This window comes from Hansschlegelia quercus (assembly GCF_004310425.1).
GTDB lineage: Bacteria > Pseudomonadota > Alphaproteobacteria > Rhizobiales > Methylopilaceae > Methylopila > Methylopila quercus.
This window is the reverse complement of record NZ_SIUB01000002.1, coordinates 238,355-259,048: the sequence shown is the minus strand read 5'-3', so window position 1 is coordinate 259,048 and position 20,694 is coordinate 238,355. Positions and strand designations below refer to the sequence as shown.

21 protein-coding genes are annotated in these 20,694 nt (G+C 65.3%); 10 read left to right on the top strand and 11 right to left on the bottom strand.

All coding sequences use genetic code 11. The features are described from left to right. Window positions 1-246: 246 nt before the first annotated feature. On the top strand, window positions 247-1,329 hold the full coding sequence (gene purM, locus EYR15_RS05275; protein WP_131001850.1) for a phosphoribosylformylglycinamidine cyclo-ligase: 1,083 nt from the start codon (window positions 247-249) through the stop codon (window positions 1,327-1,329). Continuing rightward, entirely contained in the window at window positions 1,326-1,976 is a 651-nt protein-coding gene (purN, locus tag EYR15_RS05270; protein WP_131001849.1) for a phosphoribosylglycinamide formyltransferase, read from the top strand. Before purM ends, purN begins: the two co-directional genes overlap by 4 nt. Window positions 1,977-2,065: 89 nt before the next feature. Here purN and EYR15_RS05265 read toward each other — a convergent pair whose 3' ends face one another. Both EYR15_RS05265 and ndk read right to left on the bottom strand, forming a co-directional pair. Continuing rightward, on the bottom strand, window positions 2,066-2,833 hold the full coding sequence (locus EYR15_RS05265) for a TerC family protein (protein WP_131001848.1): 768 nt from the start codon (window positions 2,831-2,833) through the stop codon (window positions 2,066-2,068). 86 nt (window positions 2,834-2,919) lie between these two features. Further along, window positions 2,920-3,342 carry a nucleoside-diphosphate kinase gene (ndk, locus tag EYR15_RS05260; RefSeq protein WP_131001847.1) on the bottom strand — a complete coding sequence of 141 codons (423 nt, stop codon included), beginning with the start codon at window positions 3,340-3,342 and terminating at the stop codon, window positions 2,920-2,922. Between the two features lie 260 nt (window positions 3,343-3,602). Between ndk and EYR15_RS05255 the strand changes: the two genes are divergently transcribed. After that, a complete protein-coding gene (locus EYR15_RS05255; RefSeq protein WP_131001846.1) occupies window positions 3,603-4,115 on the top strand; it encodes a DinB family protein in 513 nt (170 codons plus the stop codon). 26 nt (window positions 4,116-4,141) lie between these two features. On the opposite strand, the gene EYR15_RS05250 is transcribed toward EYR15_RS05255, so the two are convergent. Then, a complete protein-coding gene (locus tag EYR15_RS05250) occupies window positions 4,142-4,819 on the bottom strand; it encodes a glutathione S-transferase C-terminal domain-containing protein (RefSeq protein ID WP_245498161.1) in 678 nt (225 codons plus the stop codon). Window positions 4,820-4,972: 153 nt separating this feature from the next. Here EYR15_RS05250 and EYR15_RS05245 point away from each other — a divergent pair, with 153 nt between their 5' ends. The 3 genes from EYR15_RS05245 to EYR15_RS05235 all read left to right on the top strand — a co-directional run bounded on the left by EYR15_RS05245 (window position 4,973) and on the right by EYR15_RS05235 (window position 6,974). Further along, a complete protein-coding gene (locus EYR15_RS05245) occupies window positions 4,973-5,473 on the top strand; it encodes an RDD family protein (RefSeq protein ID WP_131001845.1) in 501 nt (166 codons plus the stop codon). Window positions 5,474-5,583: 110 nt separating this feature from the next. Then, window positions 5,584-6,336 (top strand): arginyltransferase, encoded by a 753-nt coding sequence (locus EYR15_RS05240; protein WP_131001844.1) that lies wholly within the window; start codon window positions 5,584-5,586, stop codon window positions 6,334-6,336. Window positions 6,337-6,344: 8 nt separating this feature from the next. Continuing rightward, complete coding sequence (locus EYR15_RS05235) at window positions 6,345-6,974, top strand: hypothetical protein (RefSeq protein WP_131001843.1); 630 nt, start codon at window positions 6,345-6,347, stop codon at window positions 6,972-6,974. Between the two features lie 39 nt (window positions 6,975-7,013). On the opposite strand, the gene parC is transcribed toward EYR15_RS05235, so the two are convergent. From parC to EYR15_RS05210, 5 genes are all read right to left on the bottom strand, one after another. Continuing rightward, the gene (parC, locus tag EYR15_RS05230) at window positions 7,014-9,254 is read right to left on the bottom strand and encodes a DNA topoisomerase IV subunit A (RefSeq protein WP_131001842.1); all 2,241 of its coding nucleotides are present in this window, start codon (window positions 9,252-9,254) and stop codon (window positions 7,014-7,016) included. 71 nt (window positions 9,255-9,325) lie between these two features. Then, complete coding sequence (locus EYR15_RS05225) at window positions 9,326-10,312, bottom strand: tetratricopeptide repeat protein (RefSeq protein ID WP_131001841.1); 987 nt, start codon at window positions 10,310-10,312, stop codon at window positions 9,326-9,328. A gap of 175 nt (window positions 10,313-10,487) precedes the next feature. Further along, a complete protein-coding gene (gene recO, locus EYR15_RS05220; RefSeq protein ID WP_131001840.1) occupies window positions 10,488-11,213 on the bottom strand; it encodes a DNA repair protein RecO in 726 nt (241 codons plus the stop codon). 93 nt (window positions 11,214-11,306) lie between these two features. Beyond that, a complete protein-coding gene (locus EYR15_RS05215) occupies window positions 11,307-11,609 on the bottom strand; it encodes a hypothetical protein (protein WP_131001839.1) in 303 nt (100 codons plus the stop codon). Window positions 11,610-11,681: 72 nt separating this feature from the next. Continuing rightward, complete coding sequence (locus EYR15_RS05210; RefSeq protein ID WP_131001838.1) at window positions 11,682-11,972, bottom strand: acylphosphatase; 291 nt, start codon at window positions 11,970-11,972, stop codon at window positions 11,682-11,684. 97 nt (window positions 11,973-12,069) lie between these two features. Between EYR15_RS05210 and EYR15_RS05205 the strand changes: the two genes are divergently transcribed. After that, window positions 12,070-12,615: a hypothetical protein gene (locus tag EYR15_RS05205; protein WP_131001837.1), complete on the top strand. Its 546-nt coding sequence runs from the start codon at window positions 12,070-12,072 to the stop codon at window positions 12,613-12,615. 8 nt (window positions 12,616-12,623) lie between these two features. Here the strand turns inward: EYR15_RS05205 and EYR15_RS05200 are convergent, their stop codons facing one another. Then, a complete protein-coding gene (locus EYR15_RS05200; RefSeq protein WP_131001836.1) occupies window positions 12,624-14,645 on the bottom strand; it encodes an acetyl-CoA carboxylase biotin carboxylase subunit in 2,022 nt (673 codons plus the stop codon). A gap of 272 nt (window positions 14,646-14,917) precedes the next feature. Between EYR15_RS05200 and EYR15_RS05195 the strand changes: the two genes are divergently transcribed. Beyond that, window positions 14,918-16,783, top strand: coding sequence for an ABC-F family ATP-binding cassette domain-containing protein (locus tag EYR15_RS05195; RefSeq protein ID WP_131001835.1), 1,866 nt, complete (start codon window positions 14,918-14,920; stop codon window positions 16,781-16,783). After that, complete coding sequence (locus EYR15_RS05190; protein WP_131001834.1) at window positions 16,780-18,027, top strand: YeeE/YedE thiosulfate transporter family protein; 1,248 nt, start codon at window positions 16,780-16,782, stop codon at window positions 18,025-18,027. Before EYR15_RS05195 ends, EYR15_RS05190 begins: the two co-directional genes overlap by 4 nt. On the opposite strand, the gene EYR15_RS05185 is transcribed toward EYR15_RS05190, so the two are convergent. Together EYR15_RS05185 and EYR15_RS05180 are read right to left on the bottom strand one after the other, a co-directional pair. Beyond that, a complete protein-coding gene (locus tag EYR15_RS05185; protein ID WP_131001833.1) occupies window positions 18,003-19,475 on the bottom strand; it encodes a S10 family peptidase in 1,473 nt (490 codons plus the stop codon). The genes EYR15_RS05190 and EYR15_RS05185 overlap by 25 nt on opposite strands. Before the next feature lie 167 nt (window positions 19,476-19,642). Further along, window positions 19,643-20,086 (bottom strand): DNA polymerase III subunit chi, encoded by a 444-nt coding sequence (locus tag EYR15_RS05180; RefSeq protein WP_131001832.1) that lies wholly within the window; start codon window positions 20,084-20,086, stop codon window positions 19,643-19,645. 228 nt (window positions 20,087-20,314) lie between these two features. On the opposite strand from EYR15_RS05180, the gene EYR15_RS05175 reads away from it, so the two are divergent. Further along, window positions 20,315-20,635, top strand: a complete 321-nt coding sequence (locus EYR15_RS05175; protein WP_131001831.1) for a hypothetical protein — start codon at window positions 20,315-20,317, stop codon at window positions 20,633-20,635. Window positions 20,636-20,694 lie beyond the last annotated feature (59 nt).

Sequence of the window (20,694 nt, the reverse complement as noted above, 5' to 3'; positions counted from 1 at the left end):
GCTTGTGCTGCGTGCTTCGAGACGGCCCTCCGAGCTTCCTCAGCATGAGGGCCGTGGAGAGAAGCCAAAGCGCAGACCTCCTCATGCTGAGGAGCCCGCGCTAGCGGGCGTCTCGAAGCACGCACGGTTTCTCAGGCCGTGACACTGAATGAAATAAGAGCGACAGCCTCACCGGCAAAGAACCCCCTGGTTGCGGTTCCGGCCATGCCGGTCTAAGGGGGCGGCGGACAAGCGTCGGGGCGGGAAATGGCCGAAAATCAATCGAGCGGCGGCGGCCTGACCTACGCCGACGCGGGCGTCGACATCGACGCCGGCAACGCGCTCGTCGAGCGCCTCAAGGCGCTGGTGCGCGCCACACGCCGCACCGGCGCGGACGCCGAGATCGGCGGCTTCGGCGGCCTGTTCGACCTCAAGGCCGCGGGCTTCACCGACCCGGTGCTCGTCGCCGCCAATGACGGCGTCGGCACAAAGCTCAAGATCGCGATCGAGACCGGCATCCACGATACGGTCGGCGTCGACCTCGTCGCGATGTCCGTCAACGACGTCGTCGTGCAGGGCGCCGAGCCGCTGTTCTTCCTCGACTATTTCGCCTGCGGAAAGCTTTCCGGCGACACCGCCTACGACGTCGTGAAGGGCATCGCGACCGGCTGCATGGACGCCGGCTGCGCGCTGATCGGCGGCGAGACGGCCGAGATGCCGGGCATGTACCCCGACGGCGACTACGACCTTGCCGGTTTCGCGGTCGGCGCGGCGGAACGCGGCAAGCTGCTGCCGCGCCGCGACGTCACGGCGGGTGACGTCCTGCTCGCGCTCGCCTCGTCGGGCGTGCATTCGAACGGCTTCTCGCTCGTCCGCCGCATTGTCGCTCGCTCGGGGCTGACGCTCGAGGCCCCCTCCCCGTTCTCGGAGCACCCGACGCTCGGTCGCGCGCTGCTGACGCCAACCAAGATCTACGTTCGATCGCTGCTCAAGGCGCTGAAGGCTGGCCTCGCCATCAAAGCGCTCGCCCACATCACCGGCGGCGGCCTGCCCGACAATCTGCCGCGCGTACTGCCCGACGGTCTCGGCGCGGCGATCGACCTCGGCGCGATCACGCCGCCCGCCGTGTTCGGCTGGCTGGCTAGGGCCGGCGGCGTGGCGGAGGCCGAGATGCTGCGCACCTTCAACTGCGGCGTCGGCATGGTCGTCGTCGTCGCGGCTGACGCTGCGGACGAGGTCGCAGCGCTGCTGACAGAAGAAGGCGAGGCGGTTGCGCGAATAGGCGAGATCGTCCCGATTTCCGCGGCCGACGATCCTGTGCGCTTCTCAGGCGCGCTCGACCTCGCATGACGAAGACGCGGGTCGTCGTCCTCGTCTCGGGCCGCGGCTCCAACATGGCGGCGCTGATCGACGCCGCCGCGGCCGAGCCCGACTTCCCCGCCGGGATCGTCGCCGTCATCTCCAACCGGCCGGGCGCGGGGGCGCTGACGATCGCCGAACGGGCGGGCATCGCGACCGCAATCGTCGACCACAAGGCCTACGGGAGCCGGGCGGAGTTCGACGCCGCGCTCGATAAGGCGATCCGCTCGTTCGAGCCGGACCTCGTCTGCCTCGCGGGCTTCATGCGCATCCTCACCGACGGCTTCATCGAGGGCTGGGCGGGACGGCTGATCAACATCCATCCGGCTCTGCTGCCGAGTTTCAAGGGCCTCGACACGCACGCCCGCGCGCTCGCAGCTGGAGTGAAGCTCCACGGCTGCACGGTGCATATCGTAACCGCGGAGATGGATTCGGGTCCGATCATCGCCCAGGCCGCGGTGCCCGTGCTCGACGGCGACGACGAGGATGCGCTGGCTGCCCGCGTGCTCGCGGCCGAGCATCTGCTCTACGTCCGAGCTCTGAAGCTCTGGGCGGAAGGCCGCGTGCGCGTCACCGACGGCAAGGCGCTGGTGGACGCGGGCGGCGATGCCGACGCGACGGCGCTCGTCTGGCCTTAGCCCGCGGCTCAGCCGGCGGCTTAAAGAAAACGACCGGCGATCACTCGCCGGCCGTTTTTCATGGATGGACGTTTCGCCCATCCCGAGCCTTATGAAGCGTCCTTGATCGTGCCTTCCGCGGTCGTGTGCCGCCGGCGCTTGATGACGTAGCCGAGGGCGACCACGAAGATCGCGCCTGCGGCGGCCGCAAGGTAGTGCAGCCACTTGACAGCGGTCGCTGCTCCGCCATGCTCAAGGTCGGGAACGACCAGCCCGGGGTCGTAACCCTGCAGCCAGTTGGTCACGATCACGTCGCCGAGGATCATCTCGCCCGCGATCCAGCCGAGCAGCGCCGCGCCGAACCACACCAGGATCGGGAATTTCTGCAAGATCGCGCTGAGCACCGTGGAGCCCGCCACGATCAGCGGAATCGTGAGCAGCAGGCCGAAGATGAAGAGCTCGGGGTGACCCTTCGCGGCGGCGGCGATCGCGACCACGTTGTCGAGGCTCATCACGGCGTCGGCGATCGCGATCGTGCGGACCGCGCCCCAGAGGTTGGAGCTCGCCTCAACGTCGGCGTGGTCCTCGTGCTCGTCGGTCGCGAGCTTGATCGCGATCCAGAACAGCAGCAGGCCGCCCGCGACCTTCAGGAAGGGCACGCCGAGCAGGAAGGTGATGAAGAAGGCGAAGATGATGCGCAGGACGACTGCGGCGCCGGCGCCCAGCAGGATGCCGAGCTTGCGCTGATCGGCCGGGAGTTTGCGGCAGGCGAGCGCGATGACGACCGCATTGTCGCCCGAGAGCAGCAGATCGATCCAGATGATCTGAAGCAGCGAAATCCAGAAAGTCGGCTGGTCGAACGCGAAAGTGAATTCCATGCCTTCCTCCCGGAAACGCAGCGCCGGCCGGCGCGGACTTCCCGCGTCGGCCGGCGATCATGAACTAGAGCGCGAGAGCGGCCGGATCAGCCGACGATCTCGTGATCCTGGAAGAAATACTTGATCTCCTCCTTAGCGGTCTCGGACGCGTCGGAGCCGTGCACCGTGTTGGCCTCGATCGACTCTGCGAGCTCCTTGCGGATCGTGCCCGGGGCGGCGTTCGCCGGATTGGTCGCGCCCATGACTTCGCGGTACTTGGCGATCGCGTCTTCGCCCTCGAGCACCTGCACGACGACCGGGCCCGAGATCATGAAGTCGACGAGTTCGCCGAAGAACGGGCGCTCTTTATGAACGGCGTAGAAGCCCTGCGCCTGCTCCTTGGTCATCTGGATGCGCTTCTGCGCGACGACGCGCAGGCCCGACGCCTCGATGATTGAGAGCACCTTGCCGGTGATGTTCCGGCGGGTCGCGTCCGGCTTGATGATGGAGAAGGTGCGTTCGAGGGCCATGGATGACGCCTTGTTGTTTGAGGTGCGCGGCGCGCCGTCTCGACGACGCGGGCGAAGCAATGGGTAATGGGTAGAGGCGCGCGGCTTATAACGTGCGGCCTTGCGAGGTCAAAGCGGCGGCGACTTCGGCTTGTCCGCGCTTGCGCCTCAGCCTTCCGCTTGCGCGGGAGACGACCGACTTCGGCCCGCGGTTTCGTTTTCCGCGCAGTCGGCTTGACCCTTCGTCGCGGCGCGGCGATGCAGGTCGCGGAGACGCATCGATGCACGATCACTGGGTCATGCTCGCCGGCTACAACGCCTGGGCGAACGAAAGAATCTACGCGGCTGTCCTGGCCGCGCCAGGCGGGACATTCCACGCCGACGCCGGCGCCTTCTTCGGCTCGCTGTGCGGAACCTTGAACCACCTGCTCGTGACCGATCGCATCTGGATGCGGCGCTTCACCGGCGAGGGTGACGCGCCCGACAGGCTCGACGCCATCCTGCACGACGACGTCCTGTCCTTGTCCGAAGCGCGCGCCGCAGAGGACCGCCGCATCTCCGACTGGGTCGCCCGACTGACGACCGAACGGCTCGCCGGTCCGCTCCGCTACGCCAGGATGGCGGCGCCCGACATCATCGAGCAGCCGCTCGGCTCCGCGCTCGCCCACATGTTCAACCACCACACGCATCACCGCGGGCAGGCGCACGCGATGCTGACGCGTTTCGGCGGCCGTGACGCCGCGCCATCGCTCGACCTCGTCAACTATCAGCGCGAAGCGGGTCTGACGACCTGAGACGAGCGGCGAACCGTGACGACGCGTCAGCCGTTCGTGCGCGCCAGCGTCTCGCCGTAGCGCGCCTCCAGCCTGGCGAACCACTCCGCCAGCCGATCTTCGCCCGCGAGATAATCCACCGCGCCGACGACACGGGCCCACTGGAAGAGACCGGCGACCATGAGGTCGGCGAAGAGCGGCGTCTCGCCTCCGAGAAAAGGCTGCGAGCGAAGAAGTATGCGGATCGGCGTCAGCGCGTCCTTGACCGCCGCGATGTTCTTCTCGGGCTCCGCCGCGACCTCCTCGAGCGTCGCTTTGAACATCTTCTCCCGCGACGTCCGGAAGTAGCCCTGCGTCTCCTCGTCGAGCCCGTCATGGATCGCGAGCACCATCGCGCGCGACATCTTGCCGAGCAGGAAGGACGCCTGGGCCTGCACGAAGCGCGACAGCGCGACGCCGCCCTCGCCCGCGAAGAGCGGCGGGCGATCGGGGTAGTCAGTCTCCAGTTTCAGCGCGAGCTCGAACGAGTCGCCAACCGTCGCCTCGCCGAGATCGACCACCGGCACGGTCTTGAAGCCGCCCTCGATCTTCGGGATGTCGATGAAGCGGGTCGGGATCGTCTCGAACGCCACGTCCTTATGCGCAAGCGCGAGCTTCGCCGCCCAGCACCATGGACTGAGCCGACGCCCGTCGGCCAACGTGAGATCATGGATGCGAGCTGTCATGGGCGTTCCTTCGTCGTTTTTGGTTTGGCGGAAGTCTGGCATGCCAGGCTTGGCCTGACGAGCGCCCGCTTGCGCGGCGTCAGGGCGGTCACCATTTTCTTGCTATGCGAGCGCCGCAGTTACGCGCAGACCCCTTCGGAGCCCGACGCGACGATGACCGCTTCCCCGCTTTATCCCGCCGCGATCTCGTCCGGATCGCTGGTCGACCCGCTCAACGAGCCACGGCTCTACGATGGCGTGCTTGGCCGGCGCGTGCTGGCGTTCTGCGTGGACTTCTGCGTGGTGCTGACGCTGACGGCCATCGCCAGCGTATTCATCGTGATGCTGGGCTTCCTGACGTTCGGCCTCGCCTGGCTGCTGTTTGGCGGCGTGTTCCCTGCGGTCGCGATTCTCTATTCCGGCGCGACGCTTGGCGGAGATCGGGCCGCGACCTGGGGCATGCGGTTGACGGGCTTGACCGCCCGCGCCTGGAGCGGCGAACGGCCGGGCTTCGCGATCGCAGCCGCCCATGTCGTACTGCTCTATCTCTCGATTTCGTTCCTGACGCCGCTGATCCTCATCTTCGGCCTGTTCACGCGCCGCAAACAGCTGCTGCACGACCTCGCGCTCGGCGTGCTGTTTGTGGATCGCGGGACGCTCGAGGGTCGGCGCTGAACGAGGCCGAGCCCATCAAGCCGCTTGGCCGGACCGCAGAGCCGCTGTTATCCTGATCGCGGACACGCCGCTCCAGCGGGAGCGCGGCGCGTCCGCGAGGTTGACGAGACTTGACCGCTCATTCGCGTGATACGCCTCAGTTCTACCTGACCGCCCCTTCGCCCTGCCCCTATCTGAAGGGGCAGTTCGAGCGGAAGGTCTTTACCCATCTCGTCGGCGAGCAGGCGGCCCCGCTCAACGATCTGCTGACGCATGGCGGCTTCCGGCGCAGCCAGACCATCGCCTATCGCCCGGCCTGCGAGGGCTGCCGCGCCTGCGTTTCGGTGCGCGTCTGCGTCGACGACTTCGTCTGGACGAAGGCCTTCCGCCGCAACCGCGCGCAGAACCGCGACCTCGTCGGCGCCGAGATCGGCCTCGCCCCGACCTCCGAGCAATATTCGCTGTTCCGCGCCTATCTCGACCACCGTCATTCCGACGGCGGCATGGTCGACATGACCGTGCTCGACTACGCCACGATGGTCGAGGACAGCCATGTCCGAACCGGCCTTGTCGAGTATCGCCGGCGCGGGCCGGACACCGCGATCAACGGCCGCGGCGCCGGGCCGCTGCTCGCGGTCGCGCTGGTCGACCGGCTCTCCGACGGACTGTCGCTGGTCTATTCGTTCTACGACCCCGAGCAGCGCGATCGCGGGCTCGGCACCCATGTGATCCTCGACCACGTCGCGCGCGCCAAGAAACTGGGGCTGCCGTATCTCTACCTCGGCTACTGGGTCGAGGGATCGCCCAAGATGCACTACAAGCGCCGCTTCCGGCCGCAGGAGTTCTTGGCGCCGACGGGGTGGCAGTTGCGCGAAGGAGAGTAATACCGCACATGCGACGCCTCGTTTTGACGAGTCTTGCCGTCGTTGTAGCAAGCTATGTCGCGTGGGGCCTTCTGATGACACGCTCCAAGTCCGTCCGCCTTGAGAACAACGGTCTCAGCCTCTCGTTCGCCATCTCTTGGGGATTGGGAACGGATGAGAAATTTCGCCTGACGGGCGACGGCTATCTTTTTGGTCCGTCCAGCGAATGGCTTTCGATTTGGAAAAGACCTTATAATTCTGGCCTCTCCGTATACCGGTCAAAAGAAAAAAACACTTATTACTTCGGCACCGTCTATCGGCTATTTGTGCTTGATCGTTCGTCTGGCGCGATGAAGTCCTCCTGCGATCCTGCGGACATCCCGCAGCACAGTGAACTCGGTAAGCGGTTGGCGCAGTCTGCAATAATTGACAGGGATAAGATTGACCCCGGCTTCACCCATTTATTCCGATATGTGGAAAGAGATCAACGGAGCGGCGCAATACCGGCGACGCCGCCTGTTTCTCGGTACTATTCTGAATTGAAATACTTAGGTCGCTTTGGTTTGGTTAGATCAAGCGGACGGGGAAGTGAAATACGATTTGTTGCTCCGGATCAGGAAAACGAGCCGAGGCTGTCTCTTGATATTCATTGCGGATAGAAGGTTTGGCGCCCGCGTAGTCTGGGATTAGCCGAATAATTAAATTCCCAACTTATTAGACTTCGGGAAGCCGTGCGGCGGCAGCCTGCCGGCTTCGGCGCGATTGCCGATCCAGTCGCGGAGCTCGTCGCCCAACACGCGCCGCGCCACGCCGCCATTGGTGGTGAAGCTCAGCCCCTCGCTAAGCGAGAACACCTTGGCGTCCGAGACCTCGCCGTCCTTGTAGCGCTGCAGGCGCACGCCGGCGCCGCGGGCCATCTCGGCGATCTGGGAGAGCGGGAACAGCAGCAGCTTGCGGTTCTGTCCCACGATCGCGACCGTGTCGCCGTCTGCCTCCGTGAACTTCAGCACCCGCGCGCCGTCGAGGTTCACGACCTGCCGCCCCTTGCGGGTCGAGGTCAGCAACTGGTCTTCCGCGACGATGAAACCGCGCGACGCGGTCGTCACCACGAGGCGCTTGGCGCCGGCGCGGTGGACGAAGACGTCGACGATCTCCGCGCCCTCGTCGATGTCGACCATCAGCCGCACCGGCTCCCCTGCGCCGCGACCGCCGGGCAGCTTGGAAGCGTCGACCGTGTAGGCTTTGCCGTTCGACGTGATCACCACGAGCTTGGCGGTGGTCTCGGTCTTGAGCGACAGCATCAAGCGGTCGTCGGCTTTGAAAGTCAGCGTCGAGAGGTCGGCGACGTGGCCCTTCAGCGCGCGGATCCAGCCCTTCTCGGAGACCACGACCGTCACCGGTTCGCGCTCGACGAAGGCGTCGGCGATGTCGGAGGCCGTCGAAGCCGGCGCCGTCGCGAAGGTGGTGCGGCGCTTGCCGAGCGCGGTGTCCGGCCCAAAGCTCTTCGCGAGGCCGTCGAGCTCCTTGTCCACCCGCCGCCACTGGCGAGCCTCAGAGCCGAGCAGGCCGCGGAGATCATCGCCCTCCTTGGACAGCTTGTCATGCTCGCGGCGGATCTCGATTTCCTCGAGCTTCGCGAGCGAACGCAGCCTCATGTTGAGGATGGAGTCGGCCTGCAGCTCGGTCAGCGCGAAGGCCGCGATCAGATCCGCCTTCGGATCGTCGGCGGCGCGGACGATGCGGATCACCTCGTCGATGTTGAGATAGGCGATCAGCAGTCCGTCAAGAATCTCTAGCCGCCGGACGATGGCGTCGAGCCTGTGCCGCGCGCGGCGCTGAATGACCTCGCGGCGGTGGTCGAGCCAGTGCCGCAGAGCCTCCTTCAGCCCCATGACGACGGGCGTCGTGCCGCGCGCCAGCACGTTCATGTTGAGCGGGATGCGGGTCTCGAGCTCGGTCAGGCGGAAGACCGATTCCATCATGACCACAGGGTCGACGTTGCGCGCCCGCGGCTCCAGCACGAGGCGGATGTCCTCGGTCGACTCGTCGCGCACGTCGACGACGAGCGGCAGCTTGCGCTCGTTGATCAGTTCCGCGATGCGCTCAACCAGCCGGCTCTTCGGCACGAGCCACGGAATTTCAGTGACGACTGCGACCCATGTCCCGCGGCCAAGGTCCTCGACCGCCCAGCGCGCGCGGGTGCGGAAGGCGCCGCGGCCGGTGCGGTAGGCGTCGGCGATGCTCGTCGGCCCGTCGATGACGACGCCGCCGGTCGGGAAGTCAGGGCCCTGCACGTGCTCCAGCAGCGCGTCGGGTTCGATAGCGGGATCGGCGAGCAGCGCCTTTGCTGCGGCGACCAGTTCCGCAACGTTGTGCGGCGGGATCGCGGTCGCCATGCCGACCGCGATGCCCTGGGACCCGTTCGCGAGCAGGTTCGGGAAGGCGCCGGGGAGCACGATCGGCTCTTCTTCCGAGCCGTCATAGGTCGGGCGGAAGTCGACCGCGTCCTCGTCGAGCCCGTCGAGCAGCAGGCGGGCAACCTCGGTCAGCCGCGCCTCAGTGTATCGCATCGCCGCGGCGTTATCGCCGTCGACATTGCCGAAATTGCCCTGCCCCTCGACCAACGGCCAGCGCTGCGCGAAGTCCTGCGCCAGCCTGACGAGCGCGTCGTAGACCGACTGGTCGCCGTGCGGGTGGTACTTGCCGATGACGTCGCCGACCACACGGGCGCATTTCTTGAACGCCGCGCCGGGGTCGAGCTTGAGCTCCCGCATCGCCCACAGCACGCGGCGATGCACGGGCTTGAGCCCGTCCCGCACGTCAGGCAGCGCGCGCTGCGTGATCGTCGAGAGCGCGTAGGCGAGATAGCGCTCTTCCAGCGCCGCCCTGAGCTCGACGGGAAGGACACCGTCTTCCGGCGGCGGGGCGAGGTCGTTCATGTCGCGAAGGGTTAGGCCGGGAGCCGATTCGCAGCAAGACGCTTACGGCACCATCTTTCAATCTCGCTTGGTCAGAAATCTGCTTCTTTGAAACCTGCATCCTTCATGTAGTCGCTGATCTCCATGTATTCTAAGATTGGTCGTCGACTTATGCGCAAGGCTGCAGTCACGAGGGGTCTCGCATCCTCAGCATTACCTTGAGCTATCATCAGCGTCGCTTTGTTATACAGCACAACGGCCTTAGCATGCCCCTTAAACGCCCACCACTCGGCGAGTTGAAACATTCTTTCTGAAGAAGAATGGTCACCAGACAAACCAAGAGCAAGCGCGTAGTTTGCTAGCTCATACTGCGAAAAACCCGACCTCAGAAGTTCGTTGCGGAGCAGGTCAACCGCTTCATTTACCATCTTTTTTTGTAAGAAAAGAAAAGCCGTGTTGTTTAAAGATTGCTGAACAAAAAGCTTTTTTCTGACAACATTCGCGAGAAAGATGTATGTTAATATAACGCACACCAGCGCCATAACAATAGGAACTATTGTTAGCATAGATATTGACTTATTTTCCTTTGAATTATTCTCCTCCGCTAATCCGTTATCGTTCTTTACCACAATTTCGGGGCGTACAGACTGCGCGCCTTCGAACAGAATAGATGTCGTAAATTCTTCTCCCGCCGCTAAGATCGGGGCTACAAAGTCTATGACTGCTCCTTTGCTTTTGTCATCAGTCTCCGTGACAGGAAGCCCTGACGACAAATTTGCCTTTCGTTCAATAATCGTAGTTCCGTCTGAAAATTTTATAAATATTCTAGATGTAGGAGACGTTTTTCGTCCGCTATTCCTCAGTACGACTTCCAAAAAACCATATCGTTTAGATATTGATTGAAACCCCTCAATATAATTTGCTCTATATGTTAGTTTTTCCTTCCCACTAAACCATCCATCCTCTCGTGTCGCCGCCCATATAATGATGCCGGATACTATCGCCACGACTAAGCCAACGACGATGTTTATGGTGATCTCTCTCGAAACTCCTCTCCGGCTAGTCTCTATAATCGCCATTTTTCCCCGCAAAACGATCTAGCATTCAGATATGAAAATCTAAATCAGCGAGATAGCTACCAAAAAGATCTAACCTGCGCTGATCTTAAATGGCATATTGCGGCGATTTCTACGGGAGAGCCAGAACTTGCTCATAGAGCTTCCCGTGTAGAGCGAGTCGAGTACCGATGGCGTATTATTTACGCGATGTCGTGGCGAGGTACGCCGCGCGTGAGTCCGGCGGCCTCAGGCCCCGTGGCTCCCACACCCTCATGTTGAGGAAGTGGCCGGTGAGCGCGAAACCGGCGGCGACGTCGGCCGCAGTCGGCGAGGCGTTGGCGCCGCGCGCGACGAGAAAGGGCGGCAGAGCGAACAGTTTTTCCGCGTAAGGCGCGCCCGCCTCACGGCCGACCGCCCTACCCGTCTTCGGCGAGACGTAGATCAGGTCTTCGGTCTCGCCCGTCGCCGCGCATTGCGAGAGATCGAGGCCGAAGCCGAGCTCGGACAGGATTTCGAGTTCCAGCCGCACGATCAGTGCGGGCGCCGTTTCAGGATCGTGCAGATGGTCGGCGACGATCTCGGCGGCTGCGTAGAGCGCCTCGTGCGGGTCCCGCTCTGCGAGCAGGCGCAGCAGATGCGCAAGGTGGCCGACGCCGTGGAGCGCGTCGGCGCGCTCCATCAGGCGGCCAGCGCGCGTCTCGATCGGTTCGACCGTGTAGGCGCCGAGATGGTCGTCGAGCCGCGCCCGCCATTCGGCTCGCACGGTGTTACCGGGCTGCAGCGTCGGCCGCAGCTTGCGCGAGCGCCCGCCGCGCACAAGGCCGAGATGTCGCCCATGGTCGCGCGTAAAAAGCTCGAGCACCACGGAGGTCTCGCCCTGCCGGCGCACCCCCAGGATCAGCCCGTCATCGGTCCATTGCATAAGCGGACCATGGCGCCGCGGAAGGACGCCGTCATCCGCCTTGCGCGAGACGGACAGGAGGACGGCGGCTTATGCCGCCGTCCTGAAGAGCTGTTACGGGCAGAACCAGAGCGGACCGACCAGAATGCAGCCGCGGGTGCGCCAATCGCCCGGCCGGCCGCGGTAGCTGCGCCAGCCACGCGGAGCGCTGCGATAACGCTGTCCCGGCGTGAAGCGGTGCGATGGGCTGCGGTCGACATGGCGCTTGTCGTTTCGATGATTATCGCGGCGAAGGTCGACGAGTTGGATCGTCGTCGCGTGGAGCCCTGAAGGGGACGCCGCGGGCGCGGCCATCGCGACGGAGGCCGTAGAAATCGGAAGCGCCGCAACGAGCGCGACGGTCAGTGTTTTCAGCATCGATGGGACCCCCAAATTTATCGAACGATCATTTCACGTTCGACAGAGGGCGACCCTGCGCGCTTTGACGGGTCAGGCGTCGTCGGCGATCTCGGCGCGCTCGTAGCCGTCGACGTCAGACCTGTCGGCGGGCGACCGCGCGACGCTCTCGACAGCCGCAGCGTCCGGCCCGGCGCGGGCGGCTTCCGCAAAGGCGTCGAGCCGCGACTGATCGCCCGCCAGCACCGCTTCGACCGAGCCGTCTGAGCGGTTGCGGACAAAGCCGCGCAGGCCCAGCCCATCCGCGGTCGCCTTCGTCCATTTGCGGTAGAAGACGCCCTGGACGATGCCCGTGACGATGAAGCGTTCGACGGTTTCGGTCATATTTGATCTGCTCATCCATTGATGCTGGAATCGGCTGCATTTCTTCTGCGAAATGACCAACGATGCTTCATCCTTAGAGCTTCTCAGGAGCCTCCGCATGTTCAAGTATTGGGCGTACGTTCTTATCGGTAATAACGCGGTTGGAAAAACGACAATACAGAAGGAACTGGCTCTTCGCCTCTGTAGCATTGATAAGTTCAGCCGCTTCGACAGTAACCAGAATTACAAAATCTCAAACACTTCAATGCCATCGTCAGCTAGACACATATTCATGATGGGGCGGAGCTTCGATGAGCAAAACACCACCGCATCTACGTTTTTTCGGAACAATTTTCATCCATCTGACATCGCGATACTGAGCTTTCATGCCCAAACATCAAACACAACAGAAATAATAGATACGATCAGGCACCTTCGACGTTTTCACTACAACGTCTCCGGTGTCTTTTTCCAAAATAATCAGTATGGGCAAACACGAGACCTCGCTGAGCTAGACTGGGATGAGCGCCTGTGGATCGAGAACCCTCCACTCAAGGAAAGCGAAGACCTCACTGAGGATGCCTACTACCAGCTCAGAGCTATTGGTGCGCGCTTCGCCACCTTCCTGATAAAGCGCTCCAACCAGCATTGTGGTGAAGTCTAAGTCCCCTATTACGCGAACTCCAAAATCACCGCGTCGACCGCAAGGCTGTCGCCGGCCTTCACGTGGATGGTCTCGACCGTCCCGTCGCGTTCCGCGCGAAGCACGTTTTCCATCTTCATGGCCTCGACGACGGCGAGCGTCTCGCCGGCCTTGACCTCCTGACCAACCTCGACCGCGAGCGAAACCACGAGGCCCGGCATCGGGCAGAGCAACTGCTTGGAGGTATCCGCGATCTGCTTCTCCGGCATCATCGCGAACAGCTCGGCGATGCGCTCGCCATGGACGCGGGCGTACACCGCGACGCCGCGGTGAGCGATGTCGTAGCCATAGGCGTCGCGCCGCTTGCGGACCTGGGCGGAGATCGTCCTGCCGTCGATTTTGCCGGACCAGACGGGCTCGCCCGGCCGCCATTTCGTGTCGACCCGGCGCGACGCGATCTCCTTGCCGGAATCGCCGAGCGTGCGGACGATCACCGTGTCGCCGTCGAGGCTGGTCTCGACCTTGGTCCCCACGCCGTCGAGCAGCACGGTGCGCAGCCGCTCCTTGGTGGCGGCGCCCTTGCGTAGCTGGTGGGAGATCGACCGGCGGCGCTCCTGCGTCAGCCAGTCGATCTGGGCCGCGATCGCGACCAGCGTCTCGGCGATCTCGCCGTCCGCCTTGCGGGGCGCGAAGCCGTCGGGAAACTCCTCGGCGATGAAGCCGGTCGAGAGACGGCCTTCGCGCCAGCGCGGATGCTCCATCAGCGCGGTGAGGAAGGGGATGTTGTGCTGGATGCCGTCGATGCCGAAGGCGTCGAGGGCGGCCGCCTGCGCGTCGATCGCCGACAGCCGGTCCGGCCCGTGGGTCACGAGCTTCGCGATCATCGGGTCGTAGTACAGCGAGATCTCGCCGCCCTCGGTTACGCCGGTATCGTTGCGGACGGTGATGCCGTTCTCGGTCGATTCCGCCGGAGGCCGATACGCCGTGAGGCGGCCGATCGAGGGCAGGAAGTTGCGGTAGGGGTCTTCGGCGTAGACGCGGCTCTCCACGGCCCAGCCGGTGAGCTTCACGTCTTCCTGGCGGATCGAGAGCGTCTCGCCATAGGCTACCCGGATCATCTGCTCGACGAGGTCGATGCCGGTGATCAGCTCAGTGACGGGGTGCTCCACCTGCAGGCGGGTGTTCATCTCGAGAAAGTAGAACGACTTGTCCTGCCCGGCGACGAACTCGACCGTGCCGGCGCTGTCGTAGCCCACGGCCTTGGCGAGCGCGACGGACTGCTCGCCCATGGCCCGGCGCGTGGCTTCGTCGAGCAGCGGCGACGGCGCCTCCTCGACGACCTTCTGGTTGCGGCGCTGGATCGAGCATTCGCGCTCGCCGAGATAAATGACGTTGCCGTGCTTGTCGCCGAGCAGCTGGATCTCGACGTGGCGCGGATTGACGATGAACTTCTCGATGAACACGCGGTCGTCGCCGAAGGAGGACTTCGCCTCCGACTTCGAGGCGCGGAAGCCCTCCGCCACGTCCTCCGCCGAATAGGCGATGCGCATGCCCTTGCCGCCGCCGCCGGCTGACGCCTTGATCATCACGGGAAAGCCGATCTCGGTCGCGACCCGGACCGCGTCCTCGGTGGATTCGATGACGCCGAGATTGCCCGGGACGGTCGAGACATTGGCCTTCGCCGCCGCCTTCTTTGACTCGATCTTGTCGCCCATCGCCTCGATCGCGGCGGGGTTCGGGCCGATGAAGACGATGCCGGCCGCCGCCAGGGCCTCGGGAAACGCCGCGCGCTCCGAGAGGAAGCCGTAGCCTGGGTGCACCGCTTCCGCGCCGGTCTGCTTGCAGGCGTCGACGATCTTGTCGATCAGGAGGTAGGACTGCGCCGCGGCCGGCGGCCCGATATGCACCGCCTCGTCGGCCATCTCGACGTGCAGAGCGTCCTTATCGGCGTCCGAGTAGACCGCAACGGTCTTAATCCCCATCCGCCTCGCGGTCTTGATGACGCGGCAGGCGATCTCGCCGCGATTGGCGATCAGGATCTTCTTGAACATTCGGAAAGACCGCTTCTGGACGAGGAAGCTGCGAGCCGGAAGGATCGCTGCGTGAGAACCTGAAGCGTTCGTACGATAGGCGCTTGGGCAGCGTCCATCGGCCGAAGGGCGAACGCTGCGGCGCAACACGCTCTGCGCGCGGCGCCCGAGTTCCGCGCAGGCGGGCGGCCGCGCGCGCCGCGTCGGCGGAGCGACACTCCAGGCGTAATCATGGCCGCAATGCCCTTGAGCCTCTTGCGGCGCCGCAACGCACGCGGCAAAACAGCCGCGCCATGATCCAGATCTCCGACCTCACATGCCGCGTCGCGGGCCGCGTGCTGCTCGACAATGCGGCCGCGTTCCTGCCGGAGGGCGCCCGAGTCGGCGTCGTGGGCCGCAACGGCACGGGCAAGACCACTCTGTTCAAGCTGATCGCGGGCGATCTCGCGCCCGACGACGGCTCGGTCAGCCTGCCGAAGAATCTACGACTGGGCCGCGTCGCGCAGGAGGCCCCGTCCGGTCCCGAGCCGCTGATCGACGTGGTGCTTGCGGCCGACAAGGAGCGTTCGGCGCTGATGGCGGAGTCGGAGACCGCGACCGACCCGGAGCGCATCTCCGACATTGTGACGCGCCTGATGGACATCGACGCTTACGAAGCTCCGGCGCGCGCGGCGCGCATCCTGTCGGGTCTCGGCTTCGACGCCGAAGCCCAGCTGCGCCCCTGTTCGGATTTCTCCGGCGGCTGGCGCATGCGCGTGGCGCTTGCGGCCGTTCTGTTCTCCGAGCCCGACCTGCTGCTGCTCGACGAACCCACGAACCATCTCGATCTCGAAGGCACGCTTTGGCTGCAGGATTATCTCGCCAAGTATCCCCGCACGACGCTCGTCATCAGCCATGACCGCGACCTGCTGAACGCCTCTGTCGATCACATCCTGCATTTCGAGAACGGCAAGCTGAACGTCTGGAAGGGCAACTACGACACGTTCGACCGGATGCGGCGCGAGAAGCTCAACCTCGACCTGAAGGCCGCCAAGGCGCAGGCCGACGAGCGCGCGCGGCTCGAGGCCTTCATCGCCCGGTTCAAGGCCAAGGCCTCGAAGGCCACGCAGGCCCAGTCGCGCGTCAAGCGCCTCGCCAAGATGCAGCCGATCAACGCGGTGATCGAGCGCTCCGTCGTCGCGTTCAAGATCCCGGATCCCGAGAAAGAGCTCGCGCCGCCGCTGATCGCGCTCGACGGCGTCTCGGCGGGGTATGGCGACCGCACCATCCTGCACAAGCTCAACCTGCGCATCGATCCGGACGACCGCATCGCGCTGCTCGGCTCGAACGGCAACGGCAAGTCGACCTTCGCGAAGCTTCTGGCGAACCGGTTGGCGCCGCAGTCGGGCCGGGTGAACAAGTCCGAAAAGATCCTGGTCGGCTTCTTCGCCCAGCACCAGGTCGAGGACCTCGACGTCGACGGCAACGCTTATGACCATGTCCGGCGCAAGATGCCGGACGCCGCGGAAGCCGCGGTGCGGGGCAAGACCGCCCAGATCGGCTTTTCAGGCGACAAGGCCAACACCAAAGTCTCCAAGATGTCGGGCGGCGAGAAGGCGCGGCTCGCTTTCGGGCTTGCCGTGTTCCACGGCCCCCATCTCCTGATACTCGACGAGCCCACCAACCATCTCGACATCGACAGCCGCGAGAGCCTTGCGCAGGCGCTGAACGAGTTCGCGGGCGCCGTGATCCTCGTCAGCCATGACCGGCATCTGCTCGACGCCACCGCCGACCGGCTGTGGATCGTCGGCGGCGGCGGGGTTGAGCCGTTCGAGGGCGACCTCGACGACTACCGCAAGTACATCCTCTCGGCGGAAGGCTCAGGAAAGTCCAAGAAGGTCGGCAAGGGCACCGGCATGCGCTCCGAATCCCAGCCGAAGCGCATCGACGTCGGGGCGCTGAAGAAAAAAATTTCCTCGCTCGAAGAGCTGATGAGCGAATGCGCCCAGGCGATCCAGAGGATCGACGCCGAGCTGCTCGCCGGCGCCGGCTTCGCCGACCGGCCGAAGAAGGCCGCCGACCTCGCCAAGCGCCGCGACGAGTTCCAGACCGCGCTCGACGAAGCGGAGGCGACCTGGCTTGCGGCGAGCGCCGATCTTGAAGAGGCCGCCGCCGCGTGACGCGGCCGCTTTTTCTCAAAGCTCTCTCCGTCCCCCGGCCCGGACTTGCGGGCGCCGTCCTGATCGCCGCCGCGTTCGCAGCCGCAACCTTCGCCGTGCTCGACGGCCGTTTCAGCCATCGCGGGTGGCCGCTCGTCGCCGGGATCGTATTCGGCGTCGCGCTCCAGCGCGGCGAACTCTCGCTGGTCCGCGCATGGCGCGATCTCCTGGTCCTCAAGGACTCGAACCAGTTGCTCGGCTTTCTAGCCGCATTGTTCGCGGCCCAGATCGTGACGCTCGGCGCGCTCGTGCTGATAGGCGCCGGGGCGCCGCCCGCAAACGCCCGGATCGGACCGGTGAGCTGGATTTTGCCGCCAGCCGCCTTTGTGTTCGGCGTCGGCTCCGTCGTCGCGCGTGGCGGGGTGATGGTTCATCTCCGCCGCCTCGGCGAAGGCTCGCTCGTCGCCGTCCCGGCGCTGCTCGCCGTCTTCGCGGGTTTCGTCGGCGGCGTGGCGCTGTGGCCATGGACCTGGGTACACGCGGTCGAGGGCGCGCCGGCGCCCTTCCTGCCGGAGACGCTCGGCTTCGCGGGCTCGCTCTTGGCCCAGTTCGCGATCATCGCGGCGCTGGCCGTGCTGCTTTGGCGCCGTCGGCCGGCCGCAAAGCCGGACCCGCGAAGCCTGCGCGTGCGGCTCATGGTCGAGCCGTGGCCCGCGACCTCCGCCGGCGCGCTGCTCGGCCTGCTGGTCGCCGCCAGCTACGCCGCGGGCGAGCCGCTCGGCCTGATCGCGGAATGCGCCACGGCCGCACGCTGGCTCGCGACCATGGCGGGTCTGGCCCCTTCGAACCTGCCCGGTCTGAGCGACGGCGTCGGTGGCATCGTCGTGCCGTTGATGACAGGCTTCGCGCTCACAGAGCACGTCGTCATCCTGATCGGGTTCATCGTTGGCGCCTTCGCCTGCGCCCTGGCCTCCGGGCGGTTCTCGCTCGCAGGCTTCACCTTGCGGGACGCGATCGAGATGGTCCTCGGCGGGCTGCTGCTCGGCCTAGGCGCCATGACGGCGCTCGGCGCGGTCACCGGCGAGGCGATCGCCGGCGTCGCGGTCGGAGCCGCCTCGGGCTGGATCTTCCTCGCCTTCGCGTCGCTCGGCATCCTCGCAGCGCTCATCCTCGATCCGCGCGACGCGATGATACGACCGAGACGCCCTCGCGGCGATCTGCCGGAAGACGCGGAGTTGCCTCACTCCTCGGCGGACACGCCGTAGAGCGCCTTTACGTCCTTGAGGAACGCCGCGCGCGAGCCCTCGCGGGTGTAGAACATGTGGCCGCCCGGATAGATCTTGAGCCTCACCCGCTCCGGGTCGCCGAAGGCCGGGATCTGATCGAGCGCCATCTTGGATTCCATGTAGGGCGTCACGAGATCGGTCGCGCCGTGGGCGACGATGACCTTGACCTTCGGGTCGAGCGCCAGCACGGCCTTCAGCGACGAGATCGCCTCCGGCGCGCCCTGCCCCTCTCCCCACCGCCATTTGCGGTTCACGTCGCCGTTGATGAGCTCGTAGCGGCGGTCGATCTTCCAGTTCAGCTCCCGGCCGTAGAAGTCGACGGCCGCGCGGGTGAGCGGCGCCTGCGCGCCGTCAAGCACGGGATCGTCGAAGTCCGAGCGGGCGGCGCTGGGGTCAGGGTCGAAGGCGGTGACGTTGGCGTCGTAGAGCGAGCCAACCTTGCCCTCGTTGCGCCCGATCTCACGGGAGAAGGATCGGATGTCCACGCGTCCGCCGAGGCGGCGGACGAAGGCGGGATCGAGGCCGGTCAATCGAGCGACTTCCGCCGACATGCGATCCACCGCGGCCTTGTCGCGCGGGCCCTTCATGAGGTCGGCGAAATAAGAGCCGGTCGCGTAGGCCTCGGCGTCCGCGAGATCGGCGCGCGTGATCGGCCCTGCCCTTTCCCGCATGGTCGCCACGAGCGAAGGCAGCCCGTTCATCCACGGGATCGGCGAGATGTCTTCATCCTGCCGGATGCCGAAATCGAGCACTGGCGAGATCGACACGATCCCGGCGACGCCGACGCCGTCGCGCGACTGAAGCTTCTGGGCGATGCGGGGCGCGCGGAAGCCGCCATAGCTCTCACCGGCGAGATAGACGGGAGAGCCGAGCCTACCCTTCGCCGCGAGATGCTTCGCGATGACCCGCGACAGCGCGTCGACGTCGCCCTCCACCGAATAGAAGTTCCGCTCGGCATCGGCGCCGACAGCGCGGCTGTAGCCTGTGCCCGGCGGATCGACGAAGACGAGATCGGTGAAGGCGAGCCAGGTGTCGGGATTGTCCTCGAACTTGGGCAGGTCTGAGGGGGCAGAGCCCTGATTGCCGAAGACGAAGCGCTTGGGCCCGAGGCCGCCGAAATTGAGCCAGGCGGAGGCGGCGCCCGGCCCGCCGTTGAAGACATAGGTGATCGGCCGCTTGGTCGCCTCGACGCGGTCCATCGCGTAGGTCGTGGCGACGATATCCGCGAGCTTCTTGCCCTCGGGATCCGCCAGCGGCACCGCCTCGACGCCGACCGTGTAGGTCAGCGTATCCTGGGGCGTCACGGTGGAGCGTTTGGCCGTCCCCGGCCCCGGCAGCGCGTTTGAGGGCGGGTCGTCGGCGAAGGCGGGCGTCGCAAGCGTGAAGCAGACAGCGAAGATCGCGGGAAGATGTCGGAGGATGGCCATGGCCGGCCAAATGGCGCGGCGGCGAAGCCTTGCGAGGGCGATCACGCGGATGGGAGCGGCTAGTGCATGCGCGTGCTTCGAGACGGCCCTTCGGGCCTCCTCAGCATGAGGAGGTTTGCGGCTGGCTCAACGGTCCTCATGCTGAGGAGCCTGCGTCGGCAGGCGTCTCACGCCTCACGCTGCCAGCGGCCTTCGTCGGTCTGCTTCCAGTAGGTGACCGCGTGCCCCTCGGCCTTCAGCGTCTTCCACTGTCCGCGCACGGCGTCGAGCGCCTCCGGGTCGTGGCCGTCGAACAGCACGAGCGCGCGCTCGTATGCGCCGAGGTCTGGTGGCGCCGCGCCATCGACCAGCACGCGTACCGCGGCTCCGTTCGGATTGAGATCCGTCGTCGTCAGCCAGATCGTCTCGTCGGCGCCCTCGGCCTCCGCGCCGTGCGGCAGAAAGCCTTCATCCGAGTAGGTCCAGAGCGAATCGTCTAGCGCCGCGACCCGCTCGGGCGCGGCCGCCTGCACCACGACCTTCCAGCTCCGCTCCAGGCACTTTTCGAGCAGCGTCGGAAGCGCCTTGTCGAGCGGCTGACGGGTCAGGTGATAGAACAGGACGTCGGTCATGCCCGAACAATGCCGCGCCTCCGCGCCGCCGTCACCCCGGCCGGACGTTGGTCAGCCCACGGCAGATTGATCCGAGAGCCGAGGCCCGAAGCCCGCGGGAAATTAAGTATTAATTTGATAAAATTGTCGGAAGCGGCCGGTTTCGTTGAAGAAACTGACGGCGGACGGTATCTCGGTGGGAGCTCATCAGGCACGCAGGACGGCAGGCGCACCGTGGATCTGTTTCTAGTGACATTCGAAAGCGACTCGGCGCTAGCCCGATTCGAAGTCACGACCGAAATCACGCGCTATCCGAGCGTTCAACTGTCTCCGACAAGCTTCGTGGTGAAGACCAAGCACGGCAACGGGGCGCTGTTCGCCCGGCTGAAGGCGCATCTCGGAGAGGCCGACAACCTCTATGTCCTCACTCTTCAGCCCGAGTTCTCGGGCTGTGGACTGAAGTCGGTGATCGACTGGCTGGGCGAGCGCTGCGAGGAGCGCGCGCCCAAGGACGAGCGCGCGTCCCAGGCCGCGCCGGCCATGCCGCGAGCCATGAACCTGTTCGGCTGATCTCTCGGCTTTGCGCCGGATACGAAAAACCCCGTCAGGCTCTCGCCGTGGCGGGGTTT